Raw genomic sequence first — 16,201 nt, 5'->3', positions numbered from 1 at the left:
CGGCCGCGCCGACCTCATCAAGTCACGGCCCTCCAGTCCACCGCTCAACCTTGCGCCGTTCGAAACCCGCCATCGCCCTGGGGAAGCAATTCTGCTGCTGGACGCCAAGCGTCAGGCGTCGGATACATTCATCCTGAGGCTGCAGAAACACGATTGCGCTGGGGAGCTGCAATGATCCTGTCACAGGCCGCACGAACGCGTATTCTTGCGCGTATTCCGGGAAAGCGAAGCATCGCGAAACCTTGCGGCGGTCTGATCGCCGCCGCGTTCGCCACGCTCGCTGCCGTTCATCCGTCCCGAGCCGAAGTCACCGCCGACAAGCTGCACGCGCTCGTGCCGGAGCTCGAGAAGCAGGTTGCCGCCGGGATGGAGGCGCTCTCGGTCCCCGGGCTCGCCATCGGCATCGTCTTCGACGACAAGCTGATCTACAGCAAGGGTTTTGGCGTCAAGACGATCGGCACGAGCGATGCTGTCACGCCCGGCACCATTTTCCAGATCGGCTCGACGACCAAGGCCTTCCTCGCTACATCGCTCGCCCAGGCGGTGGATGCCGGCAAGCTGAAGTGGACCGACCCCGTCACCGATCACATGCCCGATTTCCAGCTCGCCGACCCTTGGGTCTCGCGCGACTTTCGTATTCTCGACCTGGCGGCACAGCGCTCCGGCCTCACGTCTTACGTCAACGATAGCTTGGCGCTTCTCGGCTATGACACGAAGACGTTGATCCGATCCCTGCGCGTTGCGCCGCAGACAGGCATCTTCCGCTCGGATTTTCGCTATCTGAACATCCCGCACGTGGTCGGCGGCGAAGTAGTGGCAAAGGTCGACGACGCGGCGTCATGGTTCGCGTCGGTCAAGCGGACGCTGCTCGACCCGCTCGGCATGACGTCGACGACGGCCAGCCCGGAAGCCATCATGCAGGCCGCGGACCACGCGACGGGCCATAGGCCCGACGAACGCCCGATCGCGATCCCCTTCCATGTGTCCTTCCCTTATGCGCTCGGCCCGGCCGGCGCCTTCAACTCCAACGTGCCTGACATGGCGCAGTGGCTTCGCCTGCAGCTCGGGCGCGGACATTTCGGGGACAAGGCTCTGGTCTCGCAGGCCAATCTCGACGTGATCTGGACGCCGCGCGTCGCGATGAACGACCGCACGAGCTACGCCGTGGGCTGGGCCGTGGCCGCCACGCCGCGCGGCCGCGTGATCTGGCACAACGGCGGAACCACGGGGTTTGGCGCCCATGTCGGCTTCCTGCCGGATGCGAAGACCGGCATCGTCATCCTGACCAACCTCGGCAGCCCGGCGATGGCGGATGCCGTTGCCCAGTGGTTCTACGACCGTGTTCTCGACAACCCGCAGGTCGACCACATTGCGCTCGCTGCCGCGGCGGCGCGGGAGAGCCGGGAGCGGGAGCGGCAGGACGCTGCGTCATCTGCCACGGGGCCGTTGCCCGCCAATGCGAATACCCTCGCAGGCCGCTACGTCTCGCCGGTCCTGGGTACTGCGTCGGTGGCGATCGCCGAAGGCAAGCTCCGGATGACGCTCGAAGCCACGCAGGCGATCGTCCAGCTCGACGCCAGCAAGGACGATCCGAACGTCTTTTCAGCGCGGCTGTCACCCGAGGGAGTCTATGAACTGATCATCGCCATGACCGGCGATGCGCCCTTCACCCGGATCCGCTTTGAGCGCGACGACAGAGGTGATGTCGTTGGCATGCACTGGCTCAATCCCGCACTGCCGCACGCCTTTGCCCGCGCGCCGGGTCAATAGCGGGGTGAGGCCCGGGGCGCGAGCCGCAGACGTGCTCGTGAGCCCAAGGCAACCGCGACCGCCCTCGCTATCTTTCAGCGAACGACGCCGAGGATGATCGCAAGCGCAAAGCCGAAGGCCAGTGCAAATATGCTGTAAGCGGCCACCATTCGTGCAGTCGCCAGCCAGGCCCTTCGCGCCAACCGCATGGGCCGGGGCACGCTGCTCATGAGATCAGCCATATCGTCCTCCAACCTCCATGCAGCCCGAAACCAACGGGCTGCATGGACCTTTTGTTCCCTGAAGCATCAACTGCCGGCCGTCGCAGGAACGCGGGCGATGAGGATCAACGCCTTCGGGCGTCGGCACTTCTGCGCGCGCAGACGGTCATGAACATCCGCGCCCGAAGTAGTATTGTCGCGGGACGAATCGCGGCTGGCGCCCGCTGCCGGCCCTTGCCGAAAATTCATCCAACAACGAGGTCACTGATGAGGCCGATCGCGCTTGCCATCCACGGCGGCTGTGGTGTCATGGCGAAGCTCGACCTGAGCGAGCAGGAATGGATCGCCGCCCGCGCCGATCTTGCACGGTCGTTGCAGGCGGGCTGGGCGGTCCTGGCGGGCGGCGGCAGCGCGCTCGATGCGGTCGAGGCCGCGGTGGTGGTGATGGAGGATTCACCCCACTTCAATGCCGGTCATGGCGCGGCGCTCAACGCTGCGGGCGAGCATGAGCTCGACGCCGCCGTCATGGACGGCAGCACGCTGGCCGCGGGGGCGGTGGCGGCCGCCAGGCGCATCCGCAACCCGGTGAAGGCCGCACGCGCCGTCATGGAGAGCGGCGAGGCCGTGATGCTGGCCGGCGGAGCGGCCGACGCCTTTGCGCGCGAGGTCGGCCTCGCCGTCGTCGATCCCTCGTATTTCACCACCGAGCGGCGCCTCGAGGCGCTCGCCCGTATGAAGGCCCGCGCCGCGGCCGGTACGGCGCAACTGGCGAGCGAGGCGGAGAAGCACGGCACGGTCGGCGCGGTGGCATGCGACGGCGCTGGCCGCCTCGCCGCGGCGACCTCGACCGGCGGCTATACCAACAAGCCCGTCGGGCGCGTCGGCGATTCACCCATCATCGGCGCCGGCACCTATGCGCGCGACGGCATCTGCGCCGTCTCGGGCACGGGCAAGGGGGAGTATTTCATCCGCCACGCGGTCGGCCACGAGGTGGCGAGCCGCATGGCCTATCTCGGCGAAAGCCTCACGGCTGCGGCGGCCAAGGTCATCCACGAGGACCTCGCGCCCTACGGCATCGGCGCCGGCCTCGTCGCGGTCGCGGCCGATGGCTCCGTCACGGCACCCTACAACACGGACGGCATGTTCCGCGGCTGGGTGACGGCGGAGGGACGCTTCCATGTCGCGTCCCATGCAGAGGTGTTCGAGGTGACGGAAGAATTCGCCCGGCCTTGAGGCCGGGCGAGAGCGGGGCCGGTCACCGGCCCTCGAGCGCGGCCTCGATGTAGAGCTGGCGCAGCTCGCGGGTGAGCGGCCCCGGGCTGCCGCCGCCGATCGGCCGGCCGTCGATGGACGTGACCGGCATGACGAGGCTGGAAGCGCTGGTGAAGAACGCCTCCTCAGCCGCGAGCGCCTCCTCCACGGTGAAGGGACGTTCGACGAAGGTCAGGCCCTTTTCTGCGACGAGACGCAGCACGGCACGGCGGGTCACGCCCGGCAGCACGGCGTGGGACAGGGGGCGCGAGACGATCTCACCGGCCTTGGTGACGATGAAGGCGGTGGAGGAGGCCCCTCCGTGACCGTCCCGTCCTCGACCATCCAGGCCTCGTTCACGCCTGCGGCAGCCGCCGCGCGCTTGGCGAGCACCTGGGCAAGGAGAGAGGTCGACTTGATGTCGCGCCGGGCCCAGCGCAGGTCGGGCACGGTGATGACGGCGGCGCCCTTCGCCAGCGCTGCACTGGTGCGCACGGACTTTGCCTGGGTGAACATCACCACCGTCGGCGTGAGGCCGGCGGGAGAGAGGAAGTCACGCTCGGCAACGCCGCGCGTGACCTCGAGATAGATGAGGCCCTCCGAGAGATTGTTGCGGGCGACGAGCGCCTGCTGGATCTCCGTCCACGCCTCGCGCGAATGCGGATTGGGAATGCCGATCTCGCCGAGCGAGCGCTCGAGCCGCGCCAGATGCGGCTCGTTGTCGATCAGGTGCCCATCGAGGACCGCCGTCACCTCATAGATGCCGTCGCCGAAAAGGAAGCCGCGGTCCATCACCGGGATGGAAGCGGTCTCGATGGGGAGGAAGGCCCCGTTGACGTAGACAATGCGCGGCGCGGAAGTCTCTGCCATGGCTGGAATGTCCGATCTGTTGCGGGCGTGGAGCGGAAAGGGAAGATCTGCGTCCTTGCAAGGGGAATGCGGCGCGTCAGCGCAGCATGGTCGACATCGCCGAAAGCGAATTGACGATACGCACCGCCGCCTCGACGGTCGGCGCCTCGAAGCCGATCTCGTCGCCGGAAAGGCGGCTCAGCGTCGGCCACTGACAGAAGAGATCGGCAAGCGCCGGCGTCTGCGTGCGGATGTGCGTCTTGATGGGGCTGGGCAGACGGAACGGCGGCGCTGGCGGGCGGGCGAGCGCCTCCTTCACGCCGGTGCGGATCGCCTCGCGCGCCCGCTCCGGCGAGAGGCTGATGCCGCTGTTGCAGCCGGTGGCGCGCTTGGTCTCGACGAAGACGGTGTGCGGGAACAGCTCGCGGTTCTCGCCGATGAACACGTCATCGCCGCTCGCCATGACGACCGGCGCGCCATATTCGCCGGCAAGCGCGCCGTAGATGCCGGCCTCGCCGAGTTCCAGCCCGTTGAATGCGATGCGGGCGAAGGCGAAGCTGTTGATGGTGTGGGCGAGAATGCCGCGGCCGTGGGCCCGCGAGTGATAGCCGACGAGGCAGACGGCATTCACCCCCTCCTCGACGCCCGCCACCATGCTGAGATAGCGCGGCTTGCCCTGTACGACCCGGGCGCGCGCGTCGAGCCGCTCGGCCGGCATGTTGCGGAAACCGCCGTGGGAATCGTTGACGATGACCTCGCTCGCGCCGGCCTCGAAGGCCCCGGCGACGGCCGCATTCGCCTCTTCCGCCATCAACAGGCGGGCCCGCTCGTATTCGCCGTTGCCGGCGCGCGTCTGCTCGGGGTGGTAGACGCCGGCAACGCCCTCGATGTCGACGGAGATGAGAACCTTCATGGGGTGCGCTCCGAAAGGAGGGAGGGGAGATCGGGCATCAGCTCGAGCAGCGCCTGCCGCCGGTGGCCGTCACGGCCGGTGACCGTCTCCGCCCGCCACAGCGCATGGATGATGGCCTGCTCGGCGCTGTCGGCGACAGCCTGGAACAGCGGATCGATGAGCGCATCGTGCAGCATGGCGATGGCCGGCATGGGGCGAGCCGCATCCTGCGGCAGCGTATAGGCGGTGGAGAAGGCGAGCGCGATGTCGCCGCTGCCGTGGCCGAAGACGGAGCCGGTGCGGGCGAGCCCGGCGGCGCTGCGCAACGAGAGACGGCCGAGCTGGCGCGTGTCGAGCGGCGCGTCCGTGGCGATGAGGAGGATGATCGAGCCTTTCTCCTGTGCCTCGCCCTCCCCTCCGGCGGCGTCTTCCCTCGCGGCGGCGAGCCGCTCCGCGAGCACGGGTCCGATGGCCCGGCCGGCGAGTATGAGCTGCGCCGCCCGGCCGAAATTCGCCAACACCAGCGCGCCGACGGTGAAAACGCGGCCGTTCGCCACCTCGGCGCGGCGCGAGGCCGTGCCGATGCCGCCCTTGACGCCGAAGCTCGCCATGCCGCGCCCGGCGCCGACCGCCCCTTCCGCCACATCCGGGCCGGCGGCGGCGCAGGCGTCGCCGTAATGCTGCTCACCGACCGCCATGGCCTGGATGTCGTTGAGGTAGCCGTCGTTGCACTCGAAGACGAGCGGATTGACCGTCGGCAGGCGCCGCCCGCATTGCGGATTGGCCGCGATCGTCTGGCGGATCTGTGCCTCGGCCACGGCGGCGACCGAGAAGGTGTTGGTGAGCGCGATCGGCGTCTCGACGACGCCGAGCTCCTCCACCTGGACGAGGCCGATGCTCTTGCCGAAGCCGTTGATCACGCTCGCCGCCGCCGGCACCCGGTCGCGGTAGAGGTCCCCCGCGTGCGGGCGCACCACCGTCACGCCGGTCTGCGCGGAACCGGCGGCGAGCGTCGCATGGCCGACGCTGACGCCGGCAACGTCGGTGATCGCATTGCGCGGGCCGGCATCGAGCATGCCGACATGCGGCGGAGTGATGTCACGCACGCTCATCATGCCTCACTCGCGGTCGGTTCATTTGCGGTCGATTTTGGGATCGAGCGCGTCGCGCAGCCCGTCGCCGAGCAGATTGAAGGCGAGCACCGTGAAGAAAATGGCGAGGCTTGGGAAGAGCGCCACATGCGGCGCGTTGACCATGTCGGCACGCGCGTCATTGAGCATCGCGCCCCATTCCGGCGTCGGCGGCTGAGCGCCGAGGCCGAGGAAGGAGAGGCTCGCCGCCGTGATGATCGATGTGCCGAGGCGCATCGTGAAATAGACCACGATGGACGAGACGGTGCCCGGCAGGATGTGGCGCACGAGGATGGTCCAGTCGGAGGCGCCGATGCTTTTCACCGCCTCCACATAGGTCATGCGCTTCAGGACCAGCGTATTGCCGCGCACGAGGCGGGCAAAGGCCGGCACGGAGAAGACGGAGACGGCGACGACCACGTTGAACAGGGAGCCGCCGAGAATGGCGACGATGCCGAGGGCGAGAAGAATGCCGGGGAAGGCGAAGAGCACGTCGCAGATGCGCATGACAATGCGGTCCCACCAGCCCTCGTAATAGCCGGCGAGGAGGCCGAGCGTCGTGCCGACGAGCCCGCCGAGCGCCACCGAGGCAAGGCCGGTGGCGAGCGAGATGCGCGCGCCCATCAGGATGCGGCTGAAGATGTCGCGCCCGAGCGGGTCGACGCCGAGCCAGTGCGACCACGACGGGCCGGCATTGAGCTGGTCGTAGTCGAAGTAGTTCTCCGGGTCGAACGGCACGATCCACGGCGCCAGCACGGCCAGCAGCGTAAGGAGCGCCACGAAGGTGAGCGCCGCGAGCGCCACCGGCTGGCGGCGGAAGCGGCGCCAGAACTCCCTCAGGGGCGTGCGCACGGCCTCGCCCGTTGTGGCGGAAGCGGGGGAGACGAGCTCGGTCGCGGTATCGGTCATGGCCGGCTCAACTGTAGCGGATGGTGGGGTTAATGACGCCGTAAAGCAGATCCACGACGAGATTGATGAGGATGAATTCGAGCGAGAACATCAGCACCAGCGCCTGGATCACCGGATAGTCGCGCTGCGCCACGGCATCGACGAGGAGGCGGCCGACGCCCGGCCAGTTGAACACCGCCTCGACAACGATGGAGCCGCCGAGCAGGAAGCCGAACTGCAGGCCCATCATGGTCACGACGGGGATGAGCGCGTTGCGCAGGCAATGCTTCAGGATGACGATGCGCTCGTTGAGGCCCTTGGCCCGGGCGGTGCGGACGAAATCCTCATGCAGCACGTCGACGAAGGAGGCGCGCGTGAAGCGCGCCATGACGGCCGCGACCGCCGCGCCGAGCGTCAGCGACGGCAGGATGTAGTGCTTCCAGCTGTCGGCGCCGACGGTGGGCAGCCAGCCGAGCCCCACGGAAAAGATCTGCATCAGCAGCATGCCGAGCGCGAAAGCGGGGAAGGAGATGCCGGAGACCGCCAATGTCATGCCGAGCCGGTCCGGCCAGCGGTTGCGATAGACGGCCGAGGCAATGCCGATCGTCATGCCGAAGATGACGGCCCAGACCATGCTGGTGAGCGTCAACAACAGCGTCGGCATGAAGCGCTCGGCGATTTCGGTCGAGACCGGCCGGCGCGTGCGAATGGAGCGGCCGAAGTCGCCCTCGAAGATATGGGTGAAATAGGTGACGAACTGCTGCGGCAGCGGCTTGTCGAGGCCGAGTTCGCTGCGCACGAGGGCGAGCGTCTGCTCGTCCGCATCCTGCCCGGCGACGAGCCGCGCCGGGTCGCCCGGCAGCATGTGCACGAAGAAGAACACGAGCACCGAGACGATCAGGAGTGTGGGGAGGAGCCCCAACAGCCGTTTGAGGAAATAGTGCAGCATGGTTCCGGATCGACTTGGGTGGACAAGGTACGAGAAGTGTTGCGGGCGGGCGGCGCTCCCTCTCGCCGCAACGAATCTCGGGCTTGCCCGAGATCCGAATTATTCTTGCGCAAGTCGGGTAAACCCGACTTGCGCGGGGAGGGGGTTACCCTTTACTCCGAAACGGCGATCTCGCTCGCCTCGATGTTGCCGTCGGGCATGACGTAGACGCCGGAGAGACGCTTGGAGGTGGCGTAGAGGTTCTTCTCCGTCACCAGCGGCGCCCAGGGCGCGTCCTTGAAGATCTGCTCCTGCGCCTTCTTGTAGAGCTCCGCCTTCTCCTCGTCCTTCACCGAGCGCAGGGCCTTGGCGATATAGGCGTCCACTTCCTCGTTGCTGTAGTAGGCGGTGTTGTTGAGCTTCGGCGGCCAGGCCTCGGTCGACAGCAGCGGCCTCAGCGCCCAGTCGGCCTCACCCGTCGAGGACGACCAGCCGGCGTAGTACATGCGCACCTTGGCCGTCTTCGGATCGGGCGCGGACTGCACCCATTCGGTGCGCTGGCCGGGCTCGAGCGCCTGGATCTGCACCTTGATGCCGACCTGCGCCAGCTGCTGCTGCAGGAACTGGATGGCCTTCTGCGCCGTCGTGGTGGTGTAGGCGCTCCAGAGGATCGACTCGAAACCGTTCGGATAGCCGGCTTCCTTGAGCAGCTCGCGCGCCTTGGCCGGGTCATAGGGCCAGGGCTGCATCTTGTGGGCGTAGAGCACGCCCTCCGGCACGATGCCTTCGGCCGGCGAGGCGAAGCCGTTGAAGGCGACCTTGGCGAGCGCTTCCTTGTTGATGGCGTAGTTGATCGCCTGGCGCACGCGGATGTCGTCGAAGGGCTTCTGCAGCGTGTTGAAGCTGACGTAGCGCTCGATGATCGACGCGCTGATCGTCACGTTGAGCTTGTCGCTCGCCTGCAGGGCCGCCGTCTGCTCATAGGGCAGCGGGAAGGCAAAGTCGGCCTCGCCCGTCTGCAGCATGGCGGCGCGGGTGTTGTTCTCCAGCACCGGCTTCCAGGTGATGGAATCGACCTTGGGGAAGTCCTTCTTCCAATAGCCGTCGAACTTCTTCACCTTGACGTAGTCGGTCTGCTTCCAGTCCTCGAAGACGAAGGGACCCGTGCCGACAGGGTTAAAGGCGATGTCCTTGTTGCCGTATTTGGCTAGGGCCGCCGGCGAGATGATCGCGGCCGAAGCGTGGGCCAGCGAGTTGATGAAGGGCCCGAAGGCGTCCTTCAGCGTGATCTTGACGACGTAGGGCGAGACGACCTCAACCTTGTCGATGCGGTTGAACTGGTTGTAGCGGGCGAGCTTGTTCTCGGGATTGAGCACCCGCTCGAACGACACCTTGACGGCTTCGGCGTTGAAGTCGGTGCCGTCGTGGAACTTGACGCCCTCGCGCAGCTTGAAGATGTAGACGAGACCGTCATCCGAGACGGTGTAGCTCTCGGCCAGCACCGGCCGCACCTTGAGGTCCTTATCGAACTCGAACAGGCCCTGGTAGAACGACTTGGTGACGGCGGTCGTCAGCGTCGTGTTGGTGTTGTAGGGGTCGAGCGTCTCCGGCTGGCCGCCGATGGCGAGCACGACATCCTTGGCGGCGAGCGCCGGCGCGGTGCCGAGCATGAGTGCCAGAAGGCCGGAAGCGATTGTCAAACCTCGTGGAAGTGAACTTTTCATTGGAACGGCTCCCGTTGCAGTGAAGCGATCAAGAGGGGCAGTCATCGGCCGAAGGCGCCGATCGGGTGACGGGCGACGAAATGGCCGGGGCCGACCTCGACAAGGGGCTCGACCGTCGGCTCGTCGCCCAACGCGCGCACAGGGCTCGGCAATTCGTCCGTCACCAGCTCGCGGCGCAGGTGCCGGCGCGCCGGATCGGCGACGGGGACCGCGGCCATCAGCTTGCGCGTATAGGGATGTTGCGGGTTCTCGAAGATGGCGCGGCGCGGGCCGATCTCGACGATCTGGCCGAGATACATCACCGCCACGCGGTGGCTGACGCGCTCGACGACGGCCATGTCGTGCGAGATGAACAGATAGGCCATGCCGAGCTCGCGCTGCAGTTCGAGCAGCAGATTGACGATCTGCGCCTGGATCGACACGTCGAGGGCCGAGACCGACTCGTCGGCGATGACCACCTTGGGGTTGAGCGCGAGCGCGCGGGCGATGGCGATGCGCTGGCGCTGGCCGCCGGAGAACTCGTGCGGATAGCGCTGGGCATGGGCCGGCGTGAGGCCGACCCGCTCGAGCAGCCAGTGCACGCGCTGGCGCGCCGCCTCCCCTTTCGCGACGCCGTGGACCAAGAGCGGCTCCATGATGGAATAGCCAACGGTGAGCCGCGGATCGAGCGAGGCGAAGGGATCCTGAAAGATGAACTGGATGTTGCGCCGCAAGTCCCGGAAGGCGCTCGGCGGCAGTTCGCGGATGTTGCGGCCGTCGAATTCGATGGCGCCGCTCTGGCTCTCGACCAGGCGCAGCAGCGAACGGCCGGTGGTGGATTTGCCGCAGCCCGACTCGCCGACGAGCGACAGGGTCTCGCCGGGATAGAGATCGAAGCTCGCCTTCTCTACCGCGTGCACGCGGCGCGTGACGCGGTTGAAGAGTCCGCCGCGGATGTCGAAGCGGGTGACGAGATCCTTGACACGCAGGATCGGCGCCGCATCCGGCTTCACCGTCGCCTGCGGGGCCGCCACCTTGCCCGGCGCCTCGCCATCCATGCGCAAAAGCGCGAACTCGCGCGGCAGGTCGGTGCCGGCCATGGCGCCGAGCCTCGGCACGGCGGAAAGGAGCGCGCGCGTATAGGAGTGCTGCGGTGTGGCGAACAGCCCGGCGGAGGCGCCCTCCTCCACCTTCTCGCCACGGCACATGACGAGCACGCGGTCGGCGACCTCGGCGACCACGCCCATGTCGTGGGTGATGAACACGACGCCCATGTGCATCTCGTCCTGCAGCGCGCGGATGAGCTGCAGGATCTGCGCCTGGATGGTGACGTCGAGGGCCGTCGTCGGCTCGTCGGCAATGAGGAGGGAAGGCTTGCAGGACAGCGCCATGGCGATCATGACGCGCTGTCGCATGCCGCCCGAGAGCTGGTGCGGGTAGCGGTCGAGCACGCTGCGCGCTTCCGGAATGCGCACGAGGTCGAGCATGCGCAGCGCCTCGGCGCGGGCCTCCGCCATGCCCTTGCCCTGGTGCACGCGGATCGATTCAGCGATCTGCTCCCCGGCGGTGAAGACCGGGTTGAGCGAGGTCATCGGCTCCTGGAAGATCATGGCGATGTCGGCGCCGCGGATGGCGCGCATCGTCCTCGGCCCGGCCGTCGCGAGGTCGAGCACCGCGCCGGAGCGGCGGCGGAAGAGCATGCGCCCGGCATCGATGCGCCCGCCGCCGTGCTCGACGAGGCGCATCATGGCGAGCGAGGTCACCGACTTGCCCGAGCCGGACTCGCCGACGATGGCGAGCGTCTCGCCGCGGTCGACGTGGAAGGAGACATCGCGCACGGCCGAGACCGTCCGCTCGGAGGTCGAGAAGCTCACCGACAGGCCATCGACGGCGAGGACCCGGTCTTCCGAAAGGTGAAGCGTCGGGTCCGGCGCGGGAGCGATCAGGGTCGCGGAGGACGTCATGGCAAGGTGAGCTCGCTCACGAAGTTGGGTGGCCGGCGAAGACCGGGCTGGCGAAGATGGCAAGGGGGTGGTCGCGCACGGTCAGCGGCCCTGGCGTGGCTTCTGGCCCCGCCGGGGCGTGGGAGGAGACGGCGCCTGCCTGTCCCATGCGCTCGATGGCCTCAGCGCCCCCGCATGATTGCCGTGCAGCCAGGGCAGCACGGCCTCCGCCAGTTCGGCCGCCGCCTCCACGGATCGGCCGGAGGCGTGGGCGACGGCGCTGCTCAAGGCCTCGATCAGAGCCAGTGAGCTCGCCTCGCAATTGGCGAAGAACTGGCTGTCGCCATGGGCGAAAAGCGCGACCGTGGCGAGCGAGGCGAGCGGCGAGCTGGGGCTCTCGGTGAGGGCCAGCACGTCGGCGCCCGCCTCCCGGGCGCGCCGCGTCAGCAGCAAGGTGTCCGACAGATAGCGCGGGAAGGCGATGGTGATGACGAGATCGCCGGGCTTTGCCCGGTGGAGAATGCGGGCCGCGTGCGAAGAACCCTCCATGCTGGCGAGCAGTTGCACCCGGTCGCAGAAGAGTTCGAGCTTGCGCAGGAGAAGGCCGGCGAGCCAGACGCTGCTGCCAAGGCCGAGGATGAAGACGCGCCGGGCGCCGAGAATGGCGGCGACGGCGCGCGTGCAGGCCTCCGTATCCAGGCCCTGCCGCGTCCGGTCGATGTTGTGCGCCGTCTCTGCAAGGGTCGCGGCCAGGATGTCGGCGGCGCTCGCCGGCTGCTCCGGCTTTCCGCGCAGCTTCTCCACCGGCGCCAGCGCCGTCTCGAAGCCGAGCACCAGCGCGGTGCGGAACTGCGCATAGCCGTCGAAGCCGAGAGCGCGGGCGAAGCGGTTGGCGGTGGCGACCGACACGCCGACGATCGACGCCAGTTCATCGATGGGCATGGCCGCGACGCGCAGCGGATGGTCGAGGACGTAATTGGCGATCTGGCGATGCGACGGCGACAGAACGGCGCGGGAAATGCGCTGCGCTATGGAGGGTTCGTCAAAAGCCGTGGCCATCGCAGGTCGTTTCACCTTGCCGGCGCGACCGGCGGATGATCAGAAATTTTCACGTTCGGATTCGTAGCGATATTTTTTGATCGCGCAAGAGCGTGTTGAGCGCTTTCTGTCCAGGCTTGCCGAAACCGCGCTGCATGACGTCGGCGAGGACGCACGACGAGACCATCACAAGCAGCGCAACCGCATCCGCTGCTTCAACAAGCTCAAGCACTTCCGCCCCTTCGCCATGGGTTACGACTGTCCTGCGCTGAATGTGGATTCGGCCTAGCGCCCACGTGGGGTGGCGCGTTCGTTGGCGAGACCCCTCCCCGTCACGCCGGCTTTTCCGCCACGTTTGGCCGCTTGATCAAGCGCTTCTCGACCATGTCGAGGATGCTGTCGATCAGGAGCACGAAAACGGCGAGGACGAGAATTCCGCCGAAAACCTCGACTGTGTCGAAAATTCCCCTCCGCCTGGGCCATGAGATGCCCGAGACCGGCGGAGGAGCCGAGGTATTCGCCGATGATAGCACCGACCACGGCAAATCCCGCCGACGTGCTATGAGTAAGAACATATTCGAGATCTTATTTGACTGGTCTCAGGACTTATTAATTCCGCTTGAGCTGTGATTCACAGTCACCGTAGAAGGAGATCGAATCACGATCCCACAAATAGCTGATCCAAAGCATCTGCATGATCAGCTCTTCGCAAGGTTGGGTAGACTCGATTTCTCTTCAGTGATGCTGAGAACATTCCGCGCAGCCACAGGGACGATGCTCTGGATCGAAGCGTCAAGCCCTCACAGAGGTTGCCGAGGCGATCACCCCAACGCCGCGTGCCATCCGGGTCGTTGTTCATGAAGTCGAACCGGACGCTATTCGCTACGCGTCCGAGCTCAACGCAAACGCCGACCGTTCCCGGCTTTGTCCTGGGTAATCGGCAGGCAGAATGAACGGAAATGGCCCAGGTGCCCTATCCACACTCGCTGTGTGGGTGACAACGTCACCCTGTGCGAAGTGATGCAGAAGAAATTCCGGGGCCTCCAGCACGAAACAGGACGGCCCATCCGGCCGCAGATCCAGGGCCACCTGATGCCCGACCGAAGGCGCGATCTGGCACAGCGTGCCGCCGAAGATGCGCTGGACGGAGCGATGGACGTGCCCGCACAGGATACGCCGCACCTGGCGGTTGGCGGCAACAATCCTTTCCAGCTGCTCAGACCCTTCCAGCAGCCGTGCCGCGTCCATATGCGCAATGCCGGTGTCAAAAGGCGGATGATGCAGCATGATGAGGGTGGGTGCATCGGGAGATCCAGCCAGGGTCTCTTCGAGGAACCTGATCGTTTCGGATCGAAGGGCGCCGTGGCTCGATCCGGCAACCAGACTGTCGAGGCCGATGACGTGGATCGGGCCGCACCAGACAGCAAAATTCAGGGGGCCGCTTGCGGGGAGATAGCCTCCTTGCGCGAAGGCCCGCCGGAAGGACTCGCGCCGGTCGTGATTGCCCGGCACCGCATAGACTGGGCATGGCATGCGGCCCAGGAGCTCCGCGGCGATGGCGTATTCTTCGTCCAACCCACAGTCGGTGAGGTCGCCGGTGACCAGGAGGCAATCCGGCTTTGGGTCCAGCCGAAGCAAGGCGTGGATGGCGTGCTCGGCAAAGAGGTTGGTTTCGGAAACACCATAGGCGAGCTGACCCTTGGGCCGGATGTGCAGGTCAGAGATCTGGGCGATAAGCATTCAGGCCTCGGTTTGGAATTCGATAATGGCAGCAGGGTCGATCTCGAAAGCGAGGATCTGGCCCGGTGTGACGGAAAGGTTCGACGGCAAATCGAGCTGCAGCCGGCATTCGGACGAAACCTCGGCGACCAGCCGTTGCGTCGCGCCGAAGAAGGTCGTCGCGGCAACACGGGCGCTGATGGCTCCGTTTGCGGAAGCCAGCCGCGCGGCCTCTGGCCGGAAGCAGAGCGTGGTCGCACGATCCGGGCCGCCGACATTCAGCCTCGCCATGGTTTCGCCGCCGTGGATGTTGAGCAGCCCATTTTCCACGCGCCCGGCGATCCGGTTCATCGTTCCGACGAAGTCGGCAACGAAATCATTTGCCGGCCGATGGTAGATCTCCTTCGGCACGTCGATCTGCGCGATGCGGCCTTTCTCCATGACGGCGATGCGGTCACCGATCGCCATGGCCTCTGCCTGATCGTGGGTGACATAAACGGCAGTAATCCCGAACTCGCGCAGCAGAAGACCGATCTCAACGCGCAACCGCTCGCGCAGCACCGCATCGAGCGCGGCCAGCGGCTCATCGAGGAGCAAGACACGGGGTTTGATCGCCAGGGCCCGAGCCAGCGCAGTGCGCTGGCGCTGGCCGCCGGAGACCGCCGAGATGCGGCGATCGGCGTATTCCTCCAGGCCAACCAGAGCCAAGAGGCGACGGGTCTCGGCCTCGCGCTGCGCACGCTCCACTTTGCGCACCTTCAGACCGTAGCCGACGTTCTCGGCGACGGTCATATTCGGAAACAGCGCATAAGATTGGAAGACCATGCCGACGTTGCGCTTCTCGATCGGCACGCCGCTGACATCCTCACCGTCGAAGCGGATCATGTCCGGTCCGTCGGGCTGTTCCAGTCCGGCGATCAGGCGCAGGAGCGTGGTCTTGCCGCAGCCGGACGGACCCAGCAGGACCAGGATCTGGCCGGCGGGGATTTCCAGGTCGGTAGGGTGCAGAACCGTCGTTCCGTTGAAACTCTTGCTGAGCCGACGCGTCGCAATGGACGCGCCGCTTCGAGTGGTCACCATAGGGGCGTGAGTGTTCATGATGCGGTCCGTTTTTCGGTGAAGTCGGCGACCAGCTGGACGCCGATCAGCAGCGGGATGACCATGACCAGGAAGACGATGGTGTAGGCCGAGGCTATCTCGAGCCGCATCGAGGCATAGGCATCGGCCAGGCCCACAGGCAGGGTTTTGGTCATCGGCGTGTGCATCATCCAGGTGAGATTGAATTCGCCGATGGAGAGCGTCACGACCGTCAGCGCCCCCGCGACGATGCCCGGCCGCACGTTCGGCAGGATCACGTCGATGAAGCGTCGCCAGGCCGGAGCACCGAGACTTGCCGCGCCTTCGTCGAGCGTGCGCCAGTCTATCGTCTCGAGCACGGCGATGACCGAGCGCATCATAAAAGGCAGGGTGAAGAGGACGTGGCCGACCACGACGAACAGCGTCGATTGCCGGAAGGCGCCCGCGCCGCCGTAGCTCAGGATAAGCGCCAGCGCGAGCGCAAGGCCGGGCACGGCGACCGGAAGCGTCACGATCTCTTCGACGGCACGCGCGAAACGGCCGCCCTTGCGCACCAGCGCGTAGGCGCCGGGAACGCCAATCAGCAGCGTCACCACCAGCGTCAGCAGCGCGACGACAAGGCTGCGCCAAACGGTATCGGCATAGAGCCCCCAGACCTGGCCTACCCAGTCGAGGGTAAATCCGGCGGAGGGCCCGCGGGCATAGTTGACGGCCAGGCCCGCATAGATGGAAAGCAGCACGGGAACGACGAGGAACAGGGAGAGCAAGGCCGTGATGACGATGCCGGCGGTCGAGGTCCACTGGCGGCGCATC

General features: G+C 66.6%; 14 protein-coding genes and 2 pseudogenes. 3 read left to right on the top strand and 13 right to left on the bottom strand.

Translation table 11 applies throughout. The features are described 5' to 3' along the window. The first annotated feature begins 171 nt into the window (after positions 1–171). Complete coding sequence (locus AL346_RS10955) at positions 172–1,770, top strand: serine hydrolase (RefSeq protein WP_019404195.1); 1,599 nt, start codon at positions 172–174, stop codon at positions 1,768–1,770. A gap of 74 nt (positions 1,771–1,844) precedes the next feature. Here the strand turns inward: AL346_RS10955 and AL346_RS25025 are convergent, their stop codons facing one another. After that, a complete protein-coding gene (locus AL346_RS25025; RefSeq protein ID WP_156332734.1) occupies positions 1,845–1,991 on the bottom strand; it encodes a hypothetical protein in 147 nt (48 codons plus the stop codon). 246 nt (positions 1,992–2,237) lie between these two features. Between AL346_RS25025 and AL346_RS10950 the strand changes: the two genes are divergently transcribed. Then, positions 2,238–3,203, top strand: a complete 966-nt coding sequence (locus AL346_RS10950; RefSeq protein ID WP_019404197.1) for an isoaspartyl peptidase/L-asparaginase family protein — start codon at positions 2,238–2,240, stop codon at positions 3,201–3,203. Between the two features lie 22 nt (positions 3,204–3,225). Here the strand turns inward: AL346_RS10950 and AL346_RS10945 are convergent. The 8 genes and pseudogenes from AL346_RS10945 to AL346_RS10910 all read right to left on the bottom strand — a co-directional run bounded on the left by AL346_RS10945 (position 3,226) and on the right by AL346_RS10910 (position 12,613). Continuing rightward, positions 3,226–4,091: pseudogene (locus AL346_RS10945) on the bottom strand (D-amino-acid transaminase). A gap of 76 nt (positions 4,092–4,167) precedes the next feature. Then, positions 4,168–4,983 carry a M55 family metallopeptidase gene (locus tag AL346_RS10940; RefSeq protein ID WP_053193634.1) on the bottom strand — a complete coding sequence of 272 codons (816 nt, stop codon included), beginning with the start codon at positions 4,981–4,983 and terminating at the stop codon, positions 4,168–4,170. Beyond that, complete coding sequence (locus tag AL346_RS10935) at positions 4,980–6,077, bottom strand: P1 family peptidase (protein WP_019404200.1); 1,098 nt, start codon at positions 6,075–6,077, stop codon at positions 4,980–4,982. Before AL346_RS10935 ends, AL346_RS10940 begins: the two co-directional genes overlap by 4 nt. Positions 6,078–6,095: 18 nt before the next feature. Then, a complete protein-coding gene (gene gsiD, locus AL346_RS10930) occupies positions 6,096–7,001 on the bottom strand; it encodes a glutathione ABC transporter permease GsiD (protein ID WP_019404201.1) in 906 nt (301 codons plus the stop codon). A gap of 7 nt (positions 7,002–7,008) precedes the next feature. Continuing rightward, entirely contained in the window at positions 7,009–7,929 is a 921-nt protein-coding gene (gene gsiC / locus AL346_RS10925) for a glutathione ABC transporter permease GsiC (RefSeq protein WP_019404202.1), read from the bottom strand. Between the two features lie 152 nt (positions 7,930–8,081). Then, positions 8,082–9,608, bottom strand: coding sequence for a glutathione ABC transporter substrate-binding protein GsiB (gsiB, locus tag AL346_RS10920; RefSeq protein ID WP_245258953.1), 1,527 nt, complete (start codon positions 9,606–9,608; stop codon positions 8,082–8,084). 65 nt (positions 9,609–9,673) lie between these two features. Then, positions 9,674–11,575 carry a dipeptide ABC transporter ATP-binding protein gene (locus AL346_RS10915; protein WP_019404204.1) on the bottom strand — a complete coding sequence of 634 codons (1,902 nt, stop codon included), beginning with the start codon at positions 11,573–11,575 and terminating at the stop codon, positions 9,674–9,676. Positions 11,576–11,656: 81 nt separating this feature from the next. Further along, positions 11,657–12,613, bottom strand: coding sequence for a MurR/RpiR family transcriptional regulator (locus AL346_RS10910; RefSeq protein ID WP_019404205.1), 957 nt, complete (start codon positions 12,611–12,613; stop codon positions 11,657–11,659). A gap of 76 nt (positions 12,614–12,689) precedes the next feature. On the opposite strand from AL346_RS10910, the gene AL346_RS10905 reads away from it, so the two are divergent. Further along, positions 12,690–12,881 carry a hypothetical protein gene (locus AL346_RS10905; RefSeq protein WP_019404206.1) on the top strand — a complete coding sequence of 64 codons (192 nt, stop codon included), beginning with the start codon at positions 12,690–12,692 and terminating at the stop codon, positions 12,879–12,881. 43 nt (positions 12,882–12,924) lie between these two features. Here AL346_RS10905 and AL346_RS25570 read toward each other — a convergent pair. The 4 genes and pseudogenes from AL346_RS25570 to AL346_RS10890 all read right to left on the bottom strand — a co-directional run. Beyond that, positions 12,925–13,150: pseudogene (locus tag AL346_RS25570) on the bottom strand (ABC transporter permease subunit); the annotation flags it as partial. Between the two features lie 324 nt (positions 13,151–13,474). Beyond that, positions 13,475–14,332: a phosphodiesterase gene (locus AL346_RS10900; protein WP_019404207.1), complete on the bottom strand. Its 858-nt coding sequence runs from the start codon at positions 14,330–14,332 to the stop codon at positions 13,475–13,477. Further along, positions 14,333–15,409, bottom strand: a complete 1,077-nt coding sequence (locus AL346_RS10895; protein ID WP_245258954.1) for an ABC transporter ATP-binding protein — start codon at positions 15,407–15,409, stop codon at positions 14,333–14,335. Continuing rightward, positions 15,406–16,200, bottom strand: coding sequence for an ABC transporter permease (locus AL346_RS10890; RefSeq protein ID WP_019404209.1), 795 nt, complete (start codon positions 16,198–16,200; stop codon positions 15,406–15,408). The genes AL346_RS10895 and AL346_RS10890 overlap by 4 nt, the downstream gene beginning before the upstream one ends. Position 16,201 lies beyond the last annotated feature (1 nt).

Source organism: Chelatococcus sp. CO-6, from assembly GCF_001271345.1.
GTDB classification, from domain to species: domain Bacteria; phylum Pseudomonadota; class Alphaproteobacteria; order Rhizobiales; family Beijerinckiaceae; genus Chelatococcus_A; species Chelatococcus_A caeni.
Note: the sequence above shows the minus strand (reverse complement) of the source record. Positions and strands in the feature narration are given on the sequence as shown.